A 19,656-nucleotide genomic window follows, 5' to 3' on the forward strand; every position below is an offset into this window, starting at 1 on the left:
AGCTGAGGAAACAGAGATGTCACAAGAACGCCGCTACAGTTTCGAATTCTTCCCGACCAAGACCGATGCCGGTCACGAAAAGCTGATGGGCGTTGCCCGCCAGCTGGCCACCTACAACCCCGATTTCTTCTCCTGCACCTACGGTGCCGGCGGCTCTACCCGCGACCGCACACTGAACACCGTGCTGCAGCTGGAGAGCGAAGTGAAAGTGCCTGCCGCACCGCACCTGTCGTGTGTCGGCGACACCAAAGAAGAGCTGCGCGCCCTGCTTGCCGAGTACAAGGCCGCAGGCATCAAGCGCATCGTCGCCCTGCGCGGCGACCTGCCTTCCGGCATGGGCATGGCCAGCGGCGAGCTGCGCTATGCCAGCGACCTGGTCGAATTCATCCGCCAGGAAACCGGTGATCACTTCCACCTGGAAGTGGCGGCCTACCCCGAGATGCACCCCCAGGCCCGCAACTTCGAGATCGACCTGGCCAACTTCGTGCACAAGGTCAAGGCCGGTGCCGACAGCGCCATCACCCAGTACTTCTTCAACGCCGACAGCTATTTCTACTTTGTCGAGCGTGCGCAGAAACTGGGCGTCGATATCCCAGTGGTACCCGGCATCATGCCAATTACCAACTACAGCAAGCTGGCCCGGTTCTCCGACGCCTGCGGCGCCGAGATCCCGCGCTGGATCCGCAAGCAGCTGGAAGCCTATGGCGACGACACCGCCAGCATCCAGGCTTTCGGCGAAGAAGTGATCACCCGCATGTGTGAACAACTGCTGCAAGGCGGCGCACCGGGCCTGCACTTCTATACCTTGAACCAGGCCGAAGCGAGCCTGGCGATCTGGAATAACCTGAAGCTGCCTCGCTGAAACTTTTTGGCATTATCTGTTTAAGAAATGATTAAGGCTTTGGTCATAGACTAAGGCCTTATTTATTTTCGGGTTAAACAGGTCTTGCCTGACATGCAGCATCCCCAGCCATCGCGCCCTCAGCTCGTCTACCTGGCTTTCGGCCCGGCCACCTACCATCAGGAAGCCTGCTTCAGCATCGTCAGTGCCCTTGCCCACCTGGACGTGTCGGCAGGCGAGGCGCTGGATATTCAGGTCTACACCGACAACCCGGCGCCCTATGCCAAGCTGCCGGTCACGCTGCACCTGCTCGACGACGCCACGCGCGAGGCGTGGAATGCCCCGCATGGTTATCACTTTCGCAGCAAGCACGTGCTGCTGCGTCAAGTGCTGACGCAGCATGCAATGGCGGTGCTGATCGATACCGACACGTTCTTCCGTCAGTCACCGATGCGGCTGTTCCAGCGCGTCGCGCCTGGCCATCTGCTGTGCAACGCCATCGGCGGGCGCTACGGCGCCAACCAGAAATGCCTGTTGTACAAGAACCTGCTGTCCGTCCTCCAGGCCCAGGGCCTGGCCGATTGCCAGATGCCCTTGATCAACTCGGGCGTGATCGGGCTCACCGCCGAAGACGCGCAGGCACTGGACCACTCCATCGCCATGATGGACGAATTCTACCCACTGGCCCGCGAGGCCTACACCCTCGAAGAGTTCTGCCTGGCCGTGGCGGCCTACCGCAAACTGCAGCTGGCCGAGTGCACCGACGTCATCCACCACTACTGGAGCCGCAAGGCCCAGTTCCGCGCCAAGATCCAGGCCTGGCTGCGCAAACACGGCGATGCGCCGCTGTGTGAAGCCGCGTTGGCCGATGTTGCGCGGGTCAACGATCAACTGCCGCGGCCGCCGACCCTGCACCGGCTGGGCTACAAGGCGTTGAGCCTGACCCTGCCCAGCCATGAGCGGCAATTTGCCCGCGAATTGCTGTATGGCAGCTACCCCTACCCCAACGAGTTCGACCGGGCCTGTGCATCGGCTTGGTGGGACAAAGCTCTGGAGAACTTCAATGCGCGCAACGGCTGCATCCAGCCTGAACAGCTGCGCCAGTGCCTGCGTCACCCTGGCCTGCGCCTGTCGCTCGGGGAACAGCGCAAGGCTATCGAAGCGCACCTGCTCAGGTCGGCGCAGGCCTGAACAGCCGCCGCTTCACTGGCCTTGAGCAGGCCGAGCGCGTAATCTGCGGCCCATGTTCGCCACCACCCGCCTGTTCTGGATCCTGCTGCTCGCCTGCCTGAGCCCGTTGGCTCTGGCCGAACGCCTGCGCCTGGTGTCCGACGACTGGGCACCGTATGTGTACCAGCAAGACGGCCAACCCCGGGGCATCGACTACGAAGTGACCACCCAGGTATTCAGGCGCCTGGGGGTAGAAGTGGAATGGCAGTTCCTGCCCTGGAAGCGCTGCCTGGCGATGATCGAGCAAGGGCTGGCCGACGGTATTGTGGATATCTTTCAGTTCGACACGCGCAAGCCCTATCTGGTCTACCCAGCGGAGCCCATGTCGGATGTCGAGTTCGTGCTGTTTCAGGCCCGCCCCCGCCGCCATGCCGTCAATGGGCTGGACGACCTTGCGGGGCTGACCGTCGGCACATCGCCCGGCTACACCTACGGCGCCGCATTCAACGATTCGCCGCGTTTTCGCCGCGAAGCAGCCCCTACCCATGAAGCCAACTTCGGCAAACTGCTGCTGGGGCGGATCGATTTGCTGATTACCGACCGCAGGGTCGGGCGCTACCTGATGCGCCAGCTGGGCCTTGAACAACGCATCGAAGAGCTGCCCTGGATGGTCAGCCGACAGACGCAATACCTGGGGTTGACCCGCAAACCCGGGCGAGAAGCACTGGCCCAGGCGTTCTCCGAAGAGTTGCAACGCTTCAAGCAGGAACCCGCTTACGCCGCCATCAGCCACCGCTACATAGGCGACATCGGAAACATTCTCAACGCCGTTGAGCAGCAGGAAAGCAGCACGTCGCGATAGCTCTGTTATACTCGGGCCTTCCCGCCAGGCTTACGCCCGGACGCTCGGCCTAGCAACAGGCATCCCGATCGGCAACGACGCACCATCGCGTCAGCCCTCCGCTTCCTGGATGTGCAGTGAAAGCCAAGCTGGACCGGACGCGATCGCATCTCACCGATGCCCGTCGCGCCAGGCAGAACATCCCAACGGGCCCAGCCCACACGAGAACAGGATTGCCCATGTCCTTTGCTTCCCTCGGTCTCTCCGAGGCTCTTGTCCGCGCTATCGAGGCTGCGGGCTATACCCAGCCGACTCCGGTGCAACAGCGGGCTGTTCCCGCCGTGTTGCAAGGCCGTGATCTGATGGTCGCCGCCCAGACAGGTACTGGTAAAACCGGCGGTTTCGCCTTGCCGATCCTCGAGCGCCTGTTCCCGGGTGGCCACCCTGACAAGTCGCAGCGCCATGGCCCGCGCCAGCCTCGCGTACTGGTCCTGACTCCGACCCGCGAACTGGCCGCCCAGGTGCATGACAGCTTCAAGGTCTATGCCCGTGATCTGCCGCTGGTCAGCGCCTGTATCTTCGGCGGTGTCGGCATGAACCCACAAATCCAGGCCATCGCCAAAGGTGTCGATGTACTGGTCGCGTGCCCTGGCCGCCTGCTTGACCTGGCTGGCCAAGGCAAGGTCGACCTGGCCCACGTCGAAATTCTGGTCCTCGACGAAGCCGACCGCATGCTCGACATGGGCTTCATCCATGACGTGAAGAAGGTCCTTGCCCGCCTGCCGGCCAAACGCCAGAACCTGCTGTTCTCGGCCACCTTCTCCAAGGACATCACCGACCTGGCCGACAAGCTCCTGCATAACCCGGAGCGTATCGAGGTCACCCCACCGAACACCACGGTCGAGCGCATCGAGCAGCGCATCTACCGCCTGCCCGCCAGCCACAAGCGTGCGCTGCTGGCACACCTGATCACCCAGGGTGCCTGGGAACAGGTGCTGGTCTTCACCCGTACCAAGCATGGCGCCAACCGCCTGGCCGAGTACCTGGAAAAGCACGGCCTGACCGCCGCCGCGATCCACGGCAACAAGAGCCAGAACGCCCGCACCAAAGCCCTGGCCGACTTCAAGGCCAACGCCGTACGGGTACTGGTTGCCACCGACATCGCCGCCCGCGGCCTGGACATCGACCAGTTGCCCCACGTGGTCAACTTCGAGCTGCCCAATGTCGAGGAGGACTACGTCCACCGTATCGGCCGTACGGGCCGTGCCGGCCGTTCGGGTGAGGCCATTTCCCTGGTCGCGCCTGATGAAGAGAAGCTGCTCAAGAGCATCGAGCGGGTCACCAAGCAGAAGATTGCTGACGGCGACCTGATGGGCTTCGACGCAAGCCAGGTCGAGGCCGAGAAGCCGGAAGTGCGCGAACGCCCGCAAAACACCGGCCGTGGCGGTCGCAACCAGCCACGCGGCGAAGGCGGCAAAGACGCCAACGGCGGCCGCAAAGACAAAGGCAAGGACAAGGGCAAGACCCGGCAGCACGCTGCCGAGAAGCCTGCCGAGAAGGAAAAGGCGGGCGACAAGCCGCAACAGCGCAAGCCGCGTGACAACAAGCCACGCCAGCAGCAAGCCAGCCAGAACAGCACACCGAAAGCACCGGCCGACCGTGCCCCGGACGAGTTCCTGGATGACGAAGTCGACAACTTCGGCAACCGCGCTGACTACGTCAGCCCGTACCAGGGTAAAAACCAGGGGCGTAACCGCCGTCCTGGCGGTGGCACTGGCGCAGGTCAAAGCCAGGGCCAAGGTGCGGCTCCACGCAACAACAACGGCGGCCAACCTCGCACAGGTGGCCAGCCACGCAGCGCCAGCGGCGAGAAACGCCCACCGCGCAACAACGCGGGCGGCGGTGCACGCCGTGACAACAACGGCGGTGGTCGCGGTCGCCCGGCGCGCGATGATGCTGCGCGCCAGGAACCTGCAGTCCGCAGCTCGCGTGAGCCGCAGAACCAGCCAGTGATCATCCGCAAGGAATCCAAGCTCGATCGTTACCCAACGCCTGAGCAACTGGACGATCTGCCAAGCCGCCCACGCGGCGAGCGACCTGCGCTGCTGACGCGCAATCGCTGATTGTAAAAAACTGGGGCCGCTGCGCGGCCCTTTCGCGACACAAGGCCGCTCCTACAGAAGAATGCGTTTCTCTGTAGCAGCGGCCTTGTGTCGCGAAAGGGCTGCGTAGCGGCCCCAGCGGTTTCAGCTATAACGCAATTACTTCTGCTTCACGCCTTCAAGGCTGATATCCAGGTCCAGGGTCTGCGAAGTTGCGCCTGGGCCTTTGATGCCGAAGTCGTTCAGGTTCAGCGTGGTGGTGGCGTTGAAGCCAGCACGTTCGCCGCCCCATGGGTCCTTGCCTTCACCGTTGAAGGTGGCCTTGAAGGTGACCGGCTTGGTCACGCCGTGCAGGGTCAAGTCACCGGTCACGTCGGCAGTCTTCTCACCGGTCGATTTGACGGCGGTCGACACGAACTTGGCGTCCGGGTACTTCTTCACGTCCAGGAAGTCTTTGCTGGCGATGTGCTTGTCACGCTCGGCATGGTTCGACCACAGGCTGGCAGTCTTCAGGTCAACGTTGATCTTGCTCGCTTCAGGCTTGGCGCTGTCCCAGCTGAAGTTGCCGTCGAAGTCCTTGAAGGTACCGTGAATGAAGCTGTAGCCCAGGTGGCTGATCTTCCAGTCGACGAACGCGTGCTGGCCTTCCTTGTCGATCTTGTAGTCAGCGGCCATGGCCTGGCCAGCGGAGAACAGTGCAGTACCGAGCGCCAGAGCGGCAAAAGTCTTTTTCAACATCCTTTCTATTCCTTGCAATTGAGGTTGAGAGTCAAGCTTTGCGGCCCAGCATACGGATCAGGGTCGCGTCACGGTCTATGAAGTGGTGTTTCAGTGCTGCCAGGCCATGCAGCACGGCAAAAATCACCAGGCCCCAGGCTAGCCAGAGATGAATCACCCCAGCCAGGTCCGCCTGATCGGGCAGGTCGCTGACCAGAGCCGGTACTTCGAACAAGCCGAATACCGGAATACCGACGCCGTCGGCAGTGGAGATCAAGTAACCGGCGATCATCACCGCGAACAGCCCAACATACAGTGCCAGATGGCCCAGCTTAGCGGCCACGCGGGTGAGTGCCCCGTGGTTGGCCGGTGCCGGCGGTGGCGGGCTGATGAAACGCCAGAGTACGCGCAGCAGCATCACTGCCAGCAGCACCAGGCCGATGCTTTTGTGCAGGTCAGGGCCCGACTTGCGCCAAGGGTCGTAGTAATCCAGGCCGACCATCCACAGCCCCAGGCCAAACAGGCCGAAGACTGCCAGCGCGACACCCCAGTGCAGGATGATGCTGACCACGCCGTAGCGAGAAGGTGAATTGCGCAGTTGCATGTTGGCGTGTTTCCCCGTGAAAGCTGTGCACAGACTAACGCGTAACGTATCGAATAAAAGCGGAAAAAATTGCTGCGGATTATCGAGAAATCCGATGGATATTGTGAAAGCTTCCTATTAAGGAAACATTAACGATAGTCGGTGAGTTCAGGGTTGCCAGTGCCGGCCTCTTCGCAGCACAAGGCTGCTCCTACAGGAGGAAGAGGCCGGCACTGTCGATCAATCAACCCGCCTTGGCCTGGGTATTGGCCACTGGCTTCTTCGCGGGCTCTGATTTGACCGTGGCCTTTTTCGCTTCAACAGGCTTGTGCGCCTGTTTTGCCGCCGGCTTGTGTGCCGGGGCATGCTTGGCAGGGGCGGCTTTGGTCGCGGCAGGCTTGGCAGCAGCAGGTTTGGCCGCGGCTTCCTTGGCCACAGGCGCCGGCGCAACCGGCACTGGAGCGACCGGTGCCGGGGCCACTTCGTCGGCCTTGGCAATCGGCTGGGCTTTCACCTCAGGCTTGTCAGCCCCACCCAACAGGCGCTTGAAGAAACCTGGCTTGTCCTGCTTGGCCTCTTCTTTCACCGGCTCGGCCTTGGCAGGGGCTTTTTCCACCTTGTCGCCCTTTTCAGCCTTGTCGGAAGCACCACCGAACAGGTTGGAGAAGAACCCGCCCTTGTCTTTGGCCGCTGCGGCGCCTGCCGCGGCTGCCGCCACAGGCACGGCCTTGGCCGGGTCGAACGACTTGCCGGCCAGCAGGTCCTGCACCTGGCCTGCCGCGCGTTGGCCGCTGCGCAGGGCGCCTTCCAAGGTGCCTGGGTAGAGCGCGTCAGTGTGCTCACCGGCGAAGCTGATGCGCTGCACCGGGCGCTCCCACAGGCGCCAGTACTTGCTGATCTGCCCTGGGCCGTAGGCCAGGTAGGCGCCACCGGTGCCGGCGTCAGTGCTGTAGCGTTTGACTTCGTAGCCGGTGAACGAACCGCGGGCCTGTGGATAAAACGCATGCAGGCGGATAAGCACCTGGTCGACCATCTGCTTGTCGCCAAATGCCTGCAGCAGGCGGGCGTTGTCGCCGGACAGGTTGATCACCACGTTGGCCCCGCCCTTCAGCGCCGGCTCGATCCACAGCATGCCCAAACCTGCGTTACTGAAGATTTCGCCGGACATACGGGCCCGGCTTTCCCACACTGGCTTGTTGAACTTGAGCATCAGCTGGTCGCGCCAGCCATAGTTGGTGCCCTTGAGCGCGGCCAGGTGCTGGCTGTCCAGGCCCGGGGTCATCTGGATCTTGGCCAGGGCGCGCAGCGGCACAGCCATGACCAGGTAATCGGCCTGGTAGCCCACGCTGCCAACCTTGACGGTGACGCCGTCTTTGTCCTGCACGATGGCAGTGACCGGCGAGCTGGTCTTGATGGTCTTCAGCTGTTTGACAAACGCCTGGGCCAACACCGGGCTGCCACCGGGCAGGCGCGCGGCACGCAGATCGCGGTCGCTGACACCACGGTAAACGCGGTTCTGCTGAGCGAAATACAACAGCGACAGGCGCGACGGCTCATCGTAACGGCTACGGATCTGCTGGTTGACCAGCTGACGCGCGGTGGCCGGCAGTTGCAGCTTGTCGAGCCAGGAAGACACGTTGATCTGATCGAGGGCGAACAGCGTGCTGGTCGCCTGGGGGTTCAGCGGGTCGTCGATCGAACGGGCCAGGTCGTCGAGGGTTTTCTCATAGCGCTTGAGCGCCTCGGCAGTAGCCGGCTGCTTGGTGGCAAGGTCCGTCGCACTGAAGTACTCACCGTCGATCAGATAGCCCGGCGTACGCACGAACTCGGGCGCTGGCAGTGTTTCAAGTTTGAAACGGTCGAGGTACTGGTTGAGCACCGGCTGTGCCTTGGCGTTGCCGATCCACTCACTGGTGGCCAGGCCCGAGCGACCGCCCATGCCCGACTTGGCCTCCAGCAGCGTCACCTGCCAGCCCTTGCTCTGCAGCTCATAGGCTGCAGTGAGGCCCGCAAGGCCCCCACCCACCACGATAGCCGTAGGTGTTTTGTCCTTTGCCAGCGCGGCACCGCTGGACACACCAATCAATACCAACGCGCACAGGCGCACCCAAGCAGCAGCCATGTTGGCGAACTCCGAGTCAGACGTTACAGAAAAATAGGGAGGCAGGAATGCCCCGAGGCGATGCGTTAAGAATACGTCAGCTCTGCCAACCCTGCCAGCACGGCGACATCAAGTCCTTTTGGCAACTGACATTTTTGCCAGTAGCCGTGTCACACGCATGCAGGCGATGCTGGCGACAATGGCCAAGAGCCCGCCAGGAGGGCCTGCACATGATCTTCGAGGAGCGCTTCATACATGTCGAACGACAGTTTCTGTGGCACAAGCAGACACTGTGCACGGCATCTGGCCTTAGCATTCGCTCCAACAGCACGTCTTGGACAGGCTTTCACGAAGCGTTCAAGGGCGAAGACGGCACGGAACTGGTGATTGGCGAACACAGCGATGTGGAGATCACCTTCTCCCAGGAGGTCGAGTGTTTACGGCTGGAATACTACGTAGTCAGCGACTTTCTCTGTGACGACCTGCACATGCTGTTCGATACCGAGAACTATGACTACGACCTGGTCGCGCCAGCCCCCCGCAACTTCTACTGGCTCACCATCGAGGGCAGCGGCTTCACCGACCTTCTGCCCGGCCCTATCTCCACGCTGCCCTATCACCAGGTCATCGACGGCCCCTTCCGGCGCCTGACCATCTCCACCTCGCAGGCCGGCACGGTGCACATTCGCAAGCTCGAATGGACCGGTACCCGACGACATTGACCGCCAGCGGTTGTGGTGCCCTCCAGCTTTGCTTAGGCTTACGCGGTCCAAGCCAGCAGCAAAGCCAGGAGAAGTACCCATGGGCCTCAACGATCAGTGGATGCAACGTGACCTCAAGGTCCTGTGGCACCCCTGCACCCAGATGAAAGACCACGAGCAACTGCCGCTGATCCCGATCAAGCGTGGTGAAGGCGTGTGGCTGGAGGACTTCGAAGGCAAGCGCTACCTGGACGCCGTGAGCAGTTGGTGGGTCAACGTGTTCGGCCATGCCAACCCGCGCATCAACCAGCGCATCAAGGACCAGGTCGACCAGCTGGAGCACGTGATCCTGGCCGGTTTCAGCCACCAGCCGGTGATCGAGCTGTCCGAGCGCCTGGTCGCTATGACCCCGGCCGGGCTGGACCGGGTGTTCTACGCCGACAACGGCTCGTCCTGCATCGAAGTCGCGTTGAAGATGAGCTTCCATTACTGGCAGAACATCGGCAAACCCGAGAAAAAGCGTTTCGTTACCCTGACCAACAGTTACCACGGCGAAACCATTGCCGCGATGTCGGTAGGTGATGTGCCGCTGTTCACCGAAACCTACAAGGCGCTGCTGCTCGACACCATCAAGGTGCCCAGCCCCGATTGCTACCTGCGCCCTGAGGGCATGGGCTGGGAAGAACACTCGCGCAACCTGTTCCAGGCCATGGAACAAACCCTGGCCGAGCACCACGCCACCATCAGCGCGGTGATCATCGAGCCGCTGATTCAGGGCGCGGGCGGCATGCGCATGTACCACCCGGTTTACCTGAAGCTGCTGCGCGAAGCGTGTGACCGCTACGGCGTGCACCTGATCCACGACGAAATCGCCGTTGGCTTCGGCCGCACCGGGACGATGTTCGCCTGCGAACAGGCCGGCATCCGCCCAGACTTCCTGTGCCTGTCCAAGGCACTGACCGGGGGCTACCTGCCGCTGGCCGCATGCCTGACCACCGACACCGTGTACCAGGCCTTCTACGACGACTACCCGACCCTGCGCGCGTTCCTCCACTCGCACAGCTACACCGGCAACCCGCTGGCCTGCGCCGCAGCGCTGGCGACCCTGGATATCTTCGAACAGGACAACGTGATCGAGGCCAACAAGGCCTTGTCCGTGCGCATGGCCACGGCCACCGCGCACTTGGCCGACCATGCGCATGTCGCCGAAATCCGCCAGACCGGCATGGCCCTGGCCATCGAGATGGTCCAGGACAAAGCCGGCAAGGTCGCCTACCCCTGGCAGGAGCGCCGTGGCCTGAAGGTCTTTGAGCACGCCCTGACCCGCGGCGCACTGCTGCGCCCACTGGGCAGCGTGGTGTACTTCCTGCCGCCGTATGTGATCACGCCCGAGCAGATCGACTTCCTCGCCGAGGTGGCCAGCGAAGGCATCGACATCGCCACCCGCGACAGCGTCAGCGTTGCCGTACCGGCCAACTTCCACCCCGACTTCCGCGACCCGGGCTAGGCCCGAAAGCCCGCCGCCGACCCTGTGGGAGCGGGTGAACCCGCTCCCACAGGGTCACATGATCCCTTTTCGTCCGAGCTGAACCATGAGACTGTCCCGCTTCTTCATCGACGCCCCCCTGAGCCTCGGCGAGCATGACCTGCCCGAATCCCAGGCCCATTACATCGGCCGCGTGCTGCGCATGGCCCCCGGTGACGCCGTGCAACTGTTCGACGGCAGCGGCCAGGAATACCGTGGCCAGTTGCTCGAAGTCGGCAAGAAAACCGTGCGCGTGACGCTGGACCAGGCCCTGGCCGGCCAAGCCGAATCGCCGCTGCACATCCACCTTGGCCAGGGCCTGTCCCGTGGCGAGCGCATGGATTGGGCCATTCAAAAGGCCACCGAACTGGGCGCCAATGAAATCACCCCGATCGTCAGCGAGCGCTGTGAAGTGCGCCTCAAGGACGAACGCGCCGACAAGCGCCTGGCCCACTGGCGCCAAGTGGCTATCAGTGCCTGTGAACAGTGCGGCCGGTCGAGCCTGCCCGTGATCCACCCGCCGGTGACGCTGGCCGAATGGATCAAAACCACCGAAGCCGATCTGAAACTGGTCCTGCACCCGGTGGCCGAACCACTGACCAGCCACGACACACCGTCACGCCTGGCCTTCCTGATCGGCCCAGAAGGCGGCCTTAACGACGCTGAAGTCGACCAGGCCAAGGCTGCCGGCTTCCACGCCGCGCGCCTTGGCCCACGCGTGCTGCGCACCGAAACCGCGCCAGTGGTGGCACTGTCGGTAGCACAACAGTTGTGGGGCGACTTTTAAGCCTGCACCTAACGCACGTAGAACGACACGGCGATGAAGTGCATCAGGCTGCCGGCGATCACGAACAGGTGCCAGATGCCGTGCCAGTGGCGAAAGCGGCTGTCGAAGGCAAAGAAGATGATGCCCACCGTGTAGAACACCCCGCCGGCCGCCAACCAGGCGAAGCCGGCGGTACCGAGGCTGCGCAGCAGCGGGTTGACCGCCACCAGGACAATCCAGCCCATCACCGCATAGATGATGATCGACAGCACCCGCGCCTCGGAGCGGGGCTTGATCTCCTGCAGCATGCCGATCACCGCCAGCCCCCAGACCACCCCGAACAAACTCCAGCCCCAAGGCCCGCGTAAGCTGACCAGGCAGAATGGGGTGTAGCTGCCGGCGATCAGCAGGTAGATCGACAGGTGATCGAGCTTGCGCATGATCACCTTCGCCCGCCCACGCGTGCTGTGGTAGAGGGTGGACGTGCTGTAGAGCAGCAGCAGCGTGCCGCCGTAGATGGAGAAACTGACGATCTTCCAGGGGTCGCCCTGCAGGCCCGCGACGACGATCAGCCAGATGGCACCGATGCAGGCCAGGATGGCGCCGACCAAGTGGGTCCAGGCGTTGAAGCGTTCACCGTAATACATGCAAACACAGACCTCCTGTGAGGGGCTGGGTTCCAAAAACCTGCGCGGTCCTCTGGTAATTCAACCCTTTGTAGGAGCAGCCTTGTGCTGCGAAGAGGCCAGTGATTACACAGTAGATCTGCGCAGCGTTTTGCGGCCTCTTCGCAGCGCAAGGCTGCTCCTACAGGGACCGCGCTATCCGCAGCCTATCCTGCGACAGGTTGCAGTTCCGCGTCACGCACCAGCCGTTCCAAGGCCACCAGGTCCGGCACCCGCGCCACCTGCTCGCCCACCTGCACCGCCGCCAGCTCCAGGCTGCCCAGCGCCACATCCACATAATTGAGCTGGCTGTCGAGCTTGCACGAGCGTGGGATGTCCTGCAGCAGCACCGCCAGGTAGCGCAGCCCGGTATCGCCAAGGGCATTGAGCACCACGATGCGCGCGCGCTCGCCACACGGGGTTTCGCCGCCGCATGCGGCCTCGAACCCGATCAGTGGCAAACGCTGCTTGCGCCAGTCGATCCAGCCCAGGTGCCAAGCGGGCTCGCCACGCTGGCACACCAGGTTGCGCTGGCCGAACAGTTCGGCCACGGCGACATTGGGCAAGACCAAGGTACGGTCGCCCAAGGGCAACAACAGGCCGGTAAGGCTGCTGCGCTGGCCCGAGATCAGTTCAAGCATGGGCTTGGCTCCAGTGGGCGATGCTCTGCAACAACACAGACTCTTGGTAAGGCTTGCCCAGGTATTCGTTGACACCAATGGCCATGGCCCGGTCGCGGTGCTTCTGCCCGGTGCGCGAGGTGATCATGATGATTGGCAAATGCTTCAGGCGCTCGTCACGGCGTATGCGCGTGGCCACCTCGAAACCGTCCATGCGTGGCATCTCGATGTCCAGCAGCAACACATCCGGCCGATGCTCTTCCAGCTGCGCCATGGCATCGACCCCGTCCTTGGCGGTGAGCACGCTCATGCCATGACGCTCCAGCAGCCGGCTGGTGACCTTGCGCACGGTGACCGAATCGTCCACCACCATCACCAGCAGTGACCGCCGCGGCGCCGGGCCGAACAATTGCCGCTGGGCATCGCCGCCGCCCGGCAAGCGCGCCAGGCGCCGTTGCTGGCCACGCAACTGGCCCAGCAGGTCGAGAATCAACACAACGCGGCCGTCGCCCAGCAAGGTCGCGCCGGACAACCCGGCGACTGCGGCGAATTGCGGGCCGAGGCTCTTCACCACGATTTCCCGGCTGGGTGAGAGGCTGTCAGCCTGGATGGCGAACGACTGTTCCTGAGAGTGCACCAGCAGCACCGGCAGCGGCACGCTTTGCCCAAGCAGGCTGGGCCGTGGCTGGCCTTGCAGTAATTCACCCAGGTAACGCAGGTCGTAGGTGTGGCCTGCGTAGACGTAACGCGGGGCATCCAGTTGGTAGCAGGCCGCCAGCTCCGCAGGCGGCACGCGGACAATGCCTTCGATGGTATTGAGCGGGATCGCGTACTGGTCCTCGCCCAGGTGCACCATCAGCGCGCGGTTGATCGACACCGTGAACGGCAGGCGGATCAAAAAGCGTGCGCCCTTGCCCTGGGCCGACTCGATGGTCATCGAGCCACCCAGCTGCTTGACCTCTTCGTGCACCACGTCCATGCCCAGGCCACGCCCGGAAATCTGGGTGATCTTCTCGGCAGTGGAAAAACCGGGGCGCAGAATGAACTGCAAGACCTCGTGATCACTCAAGTGCGCCTGCGGGTCCAACAGGCCACGCTTGATCGCTTTGCGCCGCACGGCCTCCAAGGGTACGCCGGCGCCATCGTCGGTCATCTCGATGACGATGTCGGCACCTTCGTGCAACAGGTTCAGGTGAATCGTGCCGTGCTCCGGCTTGCCGGCAGCCAGGCGCGCTTCGCGGCTTTCCAGGCCATGGTCGACGGCGTTGCGCAGCATGTGCTCCAAGGGCGCCACCATGCGTTCGAGCACGCTGCGGTCCAGCTCACCTTCGGCGTTGCCCACCACCAGTTCAACCTGCTTGCCCAGCTCGCTGGCCACCTGCCGCACCACACGCTGTAAACGCGGCACCAAGCGTTCGAAGGGCACCATCAGGGTCGCGGTCAGGCCTTCTTGCAACTGGCTGTTCACCCGCGCCTGCTGCTGCAACAGGCCGTAGGCTTCCTGGGCACGCTGGGCCAGGGTTTCCTTCAGGTCGAGCAGGTCGGAAGCCGACTCGAACAGGGCCCGCGACAGCTGCTGCAGCTGCGAGTGGCGGTCCATTTCAAGGGGGTCGAAATCGTCGTAGGCGTCGCTCTCGAACGGCTGCCGGCTGGAAATCCGCCCCTGTGTCTCGACATCCAGGCGCAGCAGCTGGTCACGCATGCGCTCCAGGGTGGTTTCCATCTCGTTGAGTGTGAACTGGGCGTCGTTGACCTGCTGCTCGATGCGGCCACGGATCACCGAATGCTCACCGGCCAGGTTGCCCAGGTCGTCGAGCAGTTCGGCATCGACCTTGACCATGTCACCGGCCGCTCGCTCCGGCGCGGCAGCAGGCACTTCGAGGGCCGAAGCCTCGACAGCACCTTGGCCAGCCGCGCTGTCGGTCAGCGCCGCACTGCTGAAGTTGCGGATGTAATCGATCAGCGCCGTGGCGGCATGCAGCGGCTGCCCCAGGCGCACCGCATCGAGCATGTGCGCCAGGCGGTCATGGCAATTTTGCAACAAAGCGAACAACGGCGGGCTCGGTGGCAGGCGGCCGGCAGCGAGCAGTTCGTAAAGAAATTCCAGCTCGTGGGCCAGGTCGCCGATGGCGGCGATCTCGACCATGCGTGCGCCGCCTTTGAGGGTATGCAGGTCACGCAGCAGGTTTTCCACCTCGACACTGCTGCGCGGGTCGGCCTGCCAGCGCGCCAGGGCCGCAGCGGCGCTTTCGACGATGTCCGAGCTTTCTTCCAAGAAGACTTCCAGCAGCTCCTTGTCGCCTGGGCTCTCAGGCTCTTCAGTCAACGGCTCGCTCGCTGGCGGCAGCGCCAGGTTGCGCGACAGCCCCAGGCCAAGGTCCATGTCGGGGTGCAACGGGGTGACCGTATCAATGCCCACAAGGCCCGTGGCCTCAGGTGCCAAGGCCTGCGCCAAGAGGCTGCGCAAGCTGTCGATCAGCGCCGGCCGGGGCGAAATCTCCTGCCCGGCGGCCACCTCGTCGAGCATGTCCAGCAGCGCTTCATGGCCTGCCTGCGCCTGGGCGAAAAAGCGTGCGTCGGCGGCCAGGCTGCCCTCTTCCACGGCACCATAGACGTCGAGCAGGGCCTCGCAGACATCGTCCATCTGCCACAGATCAGCCAGGTGCGCCGCATGGCCCAGGCTGGTCAGCTCATCGAGCAAGGTGTCCAGCGCCTGGCGCTGCCCCGGCTGCTCTTGCCAGCGCGACAGCAACGACTCGGCGTCGAGCAGAATGTCCATGGCCTGGGCCAGGAAGCTGGCGGTCAATTGCGGGTCGCGCTTGTTGCGGCGCGCATGCTGCGGGTCTTCATGCAGGGTGGCCAGGCGCACATCCACCGCCTGGCCCACTTGTTCGATCAACTCGGCGGCACCCGGGATGGCCGCCAGCGGCGTGCTGTCCAGCTGTGCCAGGCCCAGGTGGAACAATGAACGCCCGGCCTCCAGCCATTCGATCTCCGCCACTTGCAGGGGCAACTGGTGGCCCTTGTACTCACGCGCCAGGCGGTCGAAGGCGGTGGCCAGCTCGGCGACGGGCATCACGCCTGCCATGGCGGCGCTGCCCTTGAGCGTATGCAGCGCACGTTGCAGGCTATCGCTGACCGGCGTGTCGTGGCCGTCGGCGCCCTGCAAGAATGCCTCGAGGCTGGCCAGGTGGCCGTGCGCCTCGCTGCGGAAGATGTCCAGCAGGTGCGGATCAAGGCCATCCACCTCAGCAGCGGGTGGCGCATCGTTTTCGGCCAGAGCATGCAGATGCCCGGCCAGTTGCTCGATTTCGGTCAGTTGCGGTAACTGCCCGGCGGCAAAATCAGCCAACAGGTCAGGCAGGTGGACGAACACTTGCTGCAAGGCGACCACCCCTTCCGGGGTAAGCACGCTTCGGCCTTCGAGCATTCGATTGAGCAGGTGCTCCGCGCCCCAGGCCAGCTCGGCCACCGCCTCGGCATGCACCATGCGCCCGCTGCCCTTGAGCGTATGCAGCGCCCGGCGCACTTCCAGCAGTGCCTCGCGCTGCTGGTTGTCGGCGCGCCAGCGCAGCCAGTGGCGCTCGATTTCCGGCAGCAGTTCACCGGCCTCGTCGAGGAACACGTCGCGCAGCTCGTCGTCGATGCCATCGCCGTTGTCTTGTTGGGCGAAGCCGGTTTCGCTGACCGTGCAGGCCACGCCCAGTGCCGCCAGGCTGGCACGCGCCATCTCGATGAAGGGCTGCGCATCGGCAAGCGGGTCGGCCACCCGCCATTGCAGGTAGCATTCGGCTGCGCTCAGGGCATCGGCCAGGTGCGCCAGCTCATCGGCTGGCGGCTCGACGTCCAGGTGCTGCAACCAGCGTTGCACGTAGCTGGCGCAACCGGCAAACACGTCGGCAGGGCCCGGCAGCATCAGCATTGCCAGCGCCCCGCGCACTTGCTGCAGCAGCCCAGGCAGCGGCTGCAGGCGCTGCCGGGGCCAGTCGGACTCCAGGCAATCACCAATCAAGTCCTTGGCCTGCTGCAGGACGGCCAGCGACTCGCTCAGCACTAACTGGCGGATCTCGGTCAGGTCCGAGCCCGGCATCCCGCCCTGCCCGCTTTCTTCCAGCGGGCCGACCATGCCATTGAGGGTCGCCTCCACATACAAAAGGGCGCCCGCCACATCCATCAATACCGCGTCATCCACCGAGCCCTCGCCGGGGGCCAAGGCCTGCAGCGCCAGTACCTGGTCGATAATCACCCGCCGCGGCTGCTGGAAGCCCAGCACCGCCAGGGTGTCGGCGACATGGCGCAACGGTGCGAGCAGGGCTTCGGACTGTTCGCTGTGCTGGCGGTCGCCGCGCACGAACTGGTCCAGGCGTTCCTTGATGCGCATCAGGTCGTCGCACAGGGCGCTTACCACCGAGCGCAGGGCATCGCGGCCGGGCCCGGCCTGCATCTGTTCCCGCCAGTTGCCCAGCGACAGGTCAAGGTTGGCCAGGTCATCGGAGCCGGCAAAGCGCTGGGCAGTGCCACTGATGAGGCTGGCCTGGGCCAGGGGCTCCACACCGCGGCAGGCGCGCAGCTGGTTGAGCAACGGCAGCATCACCAAGGGCAGGTCGTGGCGCGCGCCGCGCAGCCGTTCCAGGTACGACGGCAGTTGCTCCAGGCCACGGAACAGCGCCCCCAGGCAGTCGCCGCGTGGGCTGACCTGGCCGTCGGCCAAGGCCCGGGCGAACAGCTCCAGTTCTTCAGCCAGACGCGTCGCACCGCGCAACTCGAGCATGCGCAGGCAACCGTGCACCTGGTGCAGGTTGTCGACCACGAACGCCAGCATGGACAGATCGCCCGGCTCGCCAGCAAAGCGCTCCAGGGCCTGTCGCGCCTGGCCCAGGCAGTCGAGGATGGCGGCCTTGGTCCAGGCCAGCGCTACCGTTTCGTGGCGCTCGGGGCTTACAGCGGCAGAAGCCATGGGCATTCCTCAGCGCGGCTCGGCAGGTGCCGGCAGGGTGAAACCAGAAACAGACCGGCGCATCTCGCTGGCCATACGTGCCAGATGGCGGATGCTGTCGGCAGTGGCGCCGGACCCGGCAGACGTCTGCGCGGTGATCTGCTGGATAACGGCCATGGTGTGGGAGATCTGCCCGGCAGAAGACGTCTGCAACTGGGCCGCGTCGGAAATACTGTGGATCAGCTCGGCCAGGTTCTGCGACACCCCTTCGATCTCCGCCAGCGCTACCCCGGCATCCTGGGCCAGGCGCGCGCCGCGCACCACTTCGGCGGTGGTCTGCTCCATGGAGATCACCGCCTCGTTGGTATCGGCCTGAATGGTGCGCACCAGCGCCTCGATCTGCCGCGTGGCCGACGACGAACGCTCGGCCAGGCGCTGCACTTCGTCGGCAACCACCGCAAAGCCCCGCCCGGCTTCACCGGCCAGCGAGGCTTGGATCGCAGCGTTGAGGGCCAGGATGTTGGTCTGGTCGGCAATGTCGTCGATCAGGCTAACGATGTCGCCGATCTCCTGGGACGACTCACCCAGGCGCTTGATCCGCTTGGCGGTGTCCTGGATTTGTTCGCGAATGTTGTCCATGCCGTTGATGGTGTTGTGCACCACCTCGTTGCCCTTGTTGGCGATCGCCACCGAGCGCTCGGCCACCTTGGCCGACTCATAGGCATGCGCCGACACCCGGTCGATCGATTCGACCATGTCGCCCACCGCCTCGGACGCCTCGCTGATTTGCGCGGCCTGGTGCTCGGATGCCTTGGCCAGCTGACGCGCGGTGTTCTGCGTGTCCTGCACCGCAGCGGCCACTTGCACGGCGCTGTGGTTGATGGTGGCGACCAGGTCGCGCAGTTGGTCCACGGAGTAGTTGATCGAGTCGGCAATGGCCCCGGTGAAGTCTTCGGTGACCGACACGGTGACAGTCAGGTCGCCATCGGCCAGCTCTTCGATCTCGTCGAGCAGGCGCATGATCGCCTGCTGGTTGCGTTCGTTCTTCTCCGCGGTCTCGCGCAGTTGCCGGTTGGTGGTGCGCACCATGACCAGGCCAATGAGGATGATCGAGGCCAGCGCCAGCAGGCCCAGGACGTAGCCGCCGACCGTGTCCAGGGTACGCCCGCCGGCCAGGTTCTCGAAGCCGTTGGCCAGGTGCGAGGCCTCGTCGAGCAGGGTTTGCGACAGGCTGAAGATGTTGCCCGCAGCTTCACGCACGCGGAACAGTTCGGGCGATGTTTCGAGGATTTCGTCCACCGAGCCGGCCACGAATTGGAACAGCTCGGCGATTTCAGCCAGCCGCGCCCGGGCATCGGCGTCCTCGACGCGGGTTACCTGCAGCGCGGGGTTGCCGTTGAGCATGCCCTCCAGCACCTGACCAAAACGCCCGGCATCGCGGCCGAAGGCATCGGCGGCCTGGGCCGCGGTGTCGTCACCGGCCAGCACCGTGTTGACCGAACCGAGGATGCGCTCAGCCAGCAGCAACTGGCGCTGGGCGACGACCACCTGGTTGGCCGGGGCGCCGCTTTGCAGCAGGATTTCGACCACCTTTTCGTATTCGACCTGCAACTGCGGCACGGTCTCGGCAAGCGTCGCGGCCACCTGGTGCAGCGACAATACCGTCTGCTCGCTGGCTAAAATGGTATCAGTGTTCTTGCGCAGGTTTTCCCAGTCCTGGCGGACGGCTTCCATCTCATCGCGCACCGTGGCCGGTGCCGCTGGCAGACCGGTGGACGTGTCGCCTTCGCGCAGGTAGCTCCAGCGTCGCTCGAAATCGTTGCGCGCATCCGACAGCAGCTTGAACGCCAAGGCCTTGCCCGTCGCCGCCTCGGTGGCGTTCTTGGCAATCCGCTGGGACAGCACGCGAAGCTCACCGGCATGGCCGATGTACTGTTTGTCGTAGTTGGACTGGGTGCTCAGGTAGGCGAAATTGGCGAACAACAGGATGATCGACAGAATCAGCACCAAAAACAGCACGGTGATCTGCGCGATGCTGCGCGTACGCGGAGCCATGGGCGTTGCGGTAGCGCTGGTGGCAGGCTTGTT

General features: G+C 64.0%; 14 protein-coding genes. 7 read left to right on the forward strand and 7 right to left on the reverse strand.

Features of this window, described 5'->3' with window-relative positions:
* Positions 1 to 16: 16 nt before the first annotated feature.
* The 4 genes from metF (at position 17) to LOY53_RS24520 (ending at position 4,975) form a co-directional block, all read left to right on the forward strand.
* Complete coding sequence (gene metF / locus LOY53_RS24505; protein ID WP_027592451.1) at positions 17 to 862, forward strand: methylenetetrahydrofolate reductase [NAD(P)H]; 846 nt, start codon at positions 17 to 19, stop codon at positions 860 to 862.
* A 93-nt stretch (positions 863 to 955) separates the two neighbouring features.
* On the forward strand, positions 956 to 2,032 hold the full coding sequence (locus LOY53_RS24510) for a hypothetical protein (protein WP_258703383.1): 1,077 nt from the start codon (positions 956 to 958) through the stop codon (positions 2,030 to 2,032).
* Positions 2,033 to 2,084: 52 nt separating this feature from the next.
* Positions 2,085 to 2,873 carry an ABC transporter substrate-binding protein gene (locus LOY53_RS24515; protein WP_252826053.1) on the forward strand — a complete coding sequence of 263 codons (789 nt, stop codon included), beginning with the start codon at positions 2,085 to 2,087 and terminating at the stop codon, positions 2,871 to 2,873.
* Between the two features lie 218 nt (positions 2,874 to 3,091).
* The gene (locus tag LOY53_RS24520; protein ID WP_099455541.1) at positions 3,092 to 4,975 is read left to right on the forward strand and encodes a DEAD/DEAH box helicase; all 1,884 of its coding nucleotides are present in this window, start codon (positions 3,092 to 3,094) and stop codon (positions 4,973 to 4,975) included.
* A gap of 138 nt (positions 4,976 to 5,113) precedes the next feature.
* Here LOY53_RS24520 and LOY53_RS24525 read toward each other — a convergent pair whose 3' ends face one another.
* The 3 genes from LOY53_RS24525 to LOY53_RS24535 all read right to left on the reverse strand — a co-directional run bounded on the left by LOY53_RS24525 (position 5,114) and on the right by LOY53_RS24535 (position 8,376).
* Positions 5,114 to 5,692 carry a YceI family protein gene (locus LOY53_RS24525; protein WP_027592446.1) on the reverse strand — a complete coding sequence of 193 codons (579 nt, stop codon included), beginning with the start codon at positions 5,690 to 5,692 and terminating at the stop codon, positions 5,114 to 5,116.
* Positions 5,693 to 5,723: 31 nt separating this feature from the next.
* The gene (locus tag LOY53_RS24530; protein WP_099430628.1) at positions 5,724 to 6,275 is read right to left on the reverse strand and encodes a cytochrome b; all 552 of its coding nucleotides are present in this window, start codon (positions 6,273 to 6,275) and stop codon (positions 5,724 to 5,726) included.
* Positions 6,276 to 6,498: 223 nt separating this feature from the next.
* Positions 6,499 to 8,376: a flavin monoamine oxidase family protein gene (locus LOY53_RS24535; RefSeq protein WP_252826054.1), complete on the reverse strand. Its 1,878-nt coding sequence runs from the start codon at positions 8,374 to 8,376 to the stop codon at positions 6,499 to 6,501.
* A gap of 209 nt (positions 8,377 to 8,585) precedes the next feature.
* Here LOY53_RS24535 and LOY53_RS24540 point away from each other — a divergent pair, with 209 nt between their 5' ends.
* The 3 genes from LOY53_RS24540 to LOY53_RS24550 all read left to right on the forward strand — a co-directional run bounded on the left by LOY53_RS24540 (position 8,586) and on the right by LOY53_RS24550 (position 11,368).
* The gene (locus LOY53_RS24540; protein ID WP_252826055.1) at positions 8,586 to 9,077 is read left to right on the forward strand and encodes a hypothetical protein; all 492 of its coding nucleotides are present in this window, start codon (positions 8,586 to 8,588) and stop codon (positions 9,075 to 9,077) included.
* 79 nt (positions 9,078 to 9,156) lie between these two features.
* The gene (locus LOY53_RS24545; RefSeq protein WP_027592442.1) at positions 9,157 to 10,563 is read left to right on the forward strand and encodes an adenosylmethionine--8-amino-7-oxononanoate transaminase; all 1,407 of its coding nucleotides are present in this window, start codon (positions 9,157 to 9,159) and stop codon (positions 10,561 to 10,563) included.
* Positions 10,564 to 10,648: 85 nt separating this feature from the next.
* Positions 10,649 to 11,368, forward strand: a complete 720-nt coding sequence (locus LOY53_RS24550) for a 16S rRNA (uracil(1498)-N(3))-methyltransferase (protein WP_252826056.1) — start codon at positions 10,649 to 10,651, stop codon at positions 11,366 to 11,368.
* A gap of 8 nt (positions 11,369 to 11,376) precedes the next feature.
* Here LOY53_RS24550 and LOY53_RS24555 read toward each other — a convergent pair whose 3' ends face one another.
* The 4 genes from LOY53_RS24555 to LOY53_RS24570 all read right to left on the reverse strand — a co-directional run bounded on the left by LOY53_RS24555 (position 11,377) and on the right by LOY53_RS24570 (position 19,623).
* Positions 11,377 to 11,994, reverse strand: coding sequence for a PAQR family membrane homeostasis protein TrhA (locus tag LOY53_RS24555; protein WP_252826057.1), 618 nt, complete (start codon positions 11,992 to 11,994; stop codon positions 11,377 to 11,379).
* Positions 11,995 to 12,179: 185 nt separating this feature from the next.
* On the reverse strand, positions 12,180 to 12,653 hold the full coding sequence (locus LOY53_RS24560) for a chemotaxis protein CheW (RefSeq protein ID WP_252826058.1): 474 nt from the start codon (positions 12,651 to 12,653) through the stop codon (positions 12,180 to 12,182).
* Complete coding sequence (locus LOY53_RS24565; RefSeq protein ID WP_258703384.1) at positions 12,646 to 17,589, reverse strand: Hpt domain-containing protein; 4,944 nt, start codon at positions 17,587 to 17,589, stop codon at positions 12,646 to 12,648. The genes LOY53_RS24560 and LOY53_RS24565 overlap by 8 nt, the downstream gene beginning before the upstream one ends.
* Positions 17,590 to 17,598: 9 nt before the next feature.
* Entirely contained in the window at positions 17,599 to 19,623 is a 2,025-nt protein-coding gene (locus LOY53_RS24570; protein WP_189662490.1) for a methyl-accepting chemotaxis protein, read from the reverse strand.
* Positions 19,624 to 19,656: the final 33 nt, after the last annotated feature.

The sequence above is a fragment of the Pseudomonas sp. B21-031 genome, assembly GCF_024748985.1.
GTDB lineage: Bacteria > Pseudomonadota > Gammaproteobacteria > Pseudomonadales > Pseudomonadaceae > Aquipseudomonas > Aquipseudomonas kermanshahensis.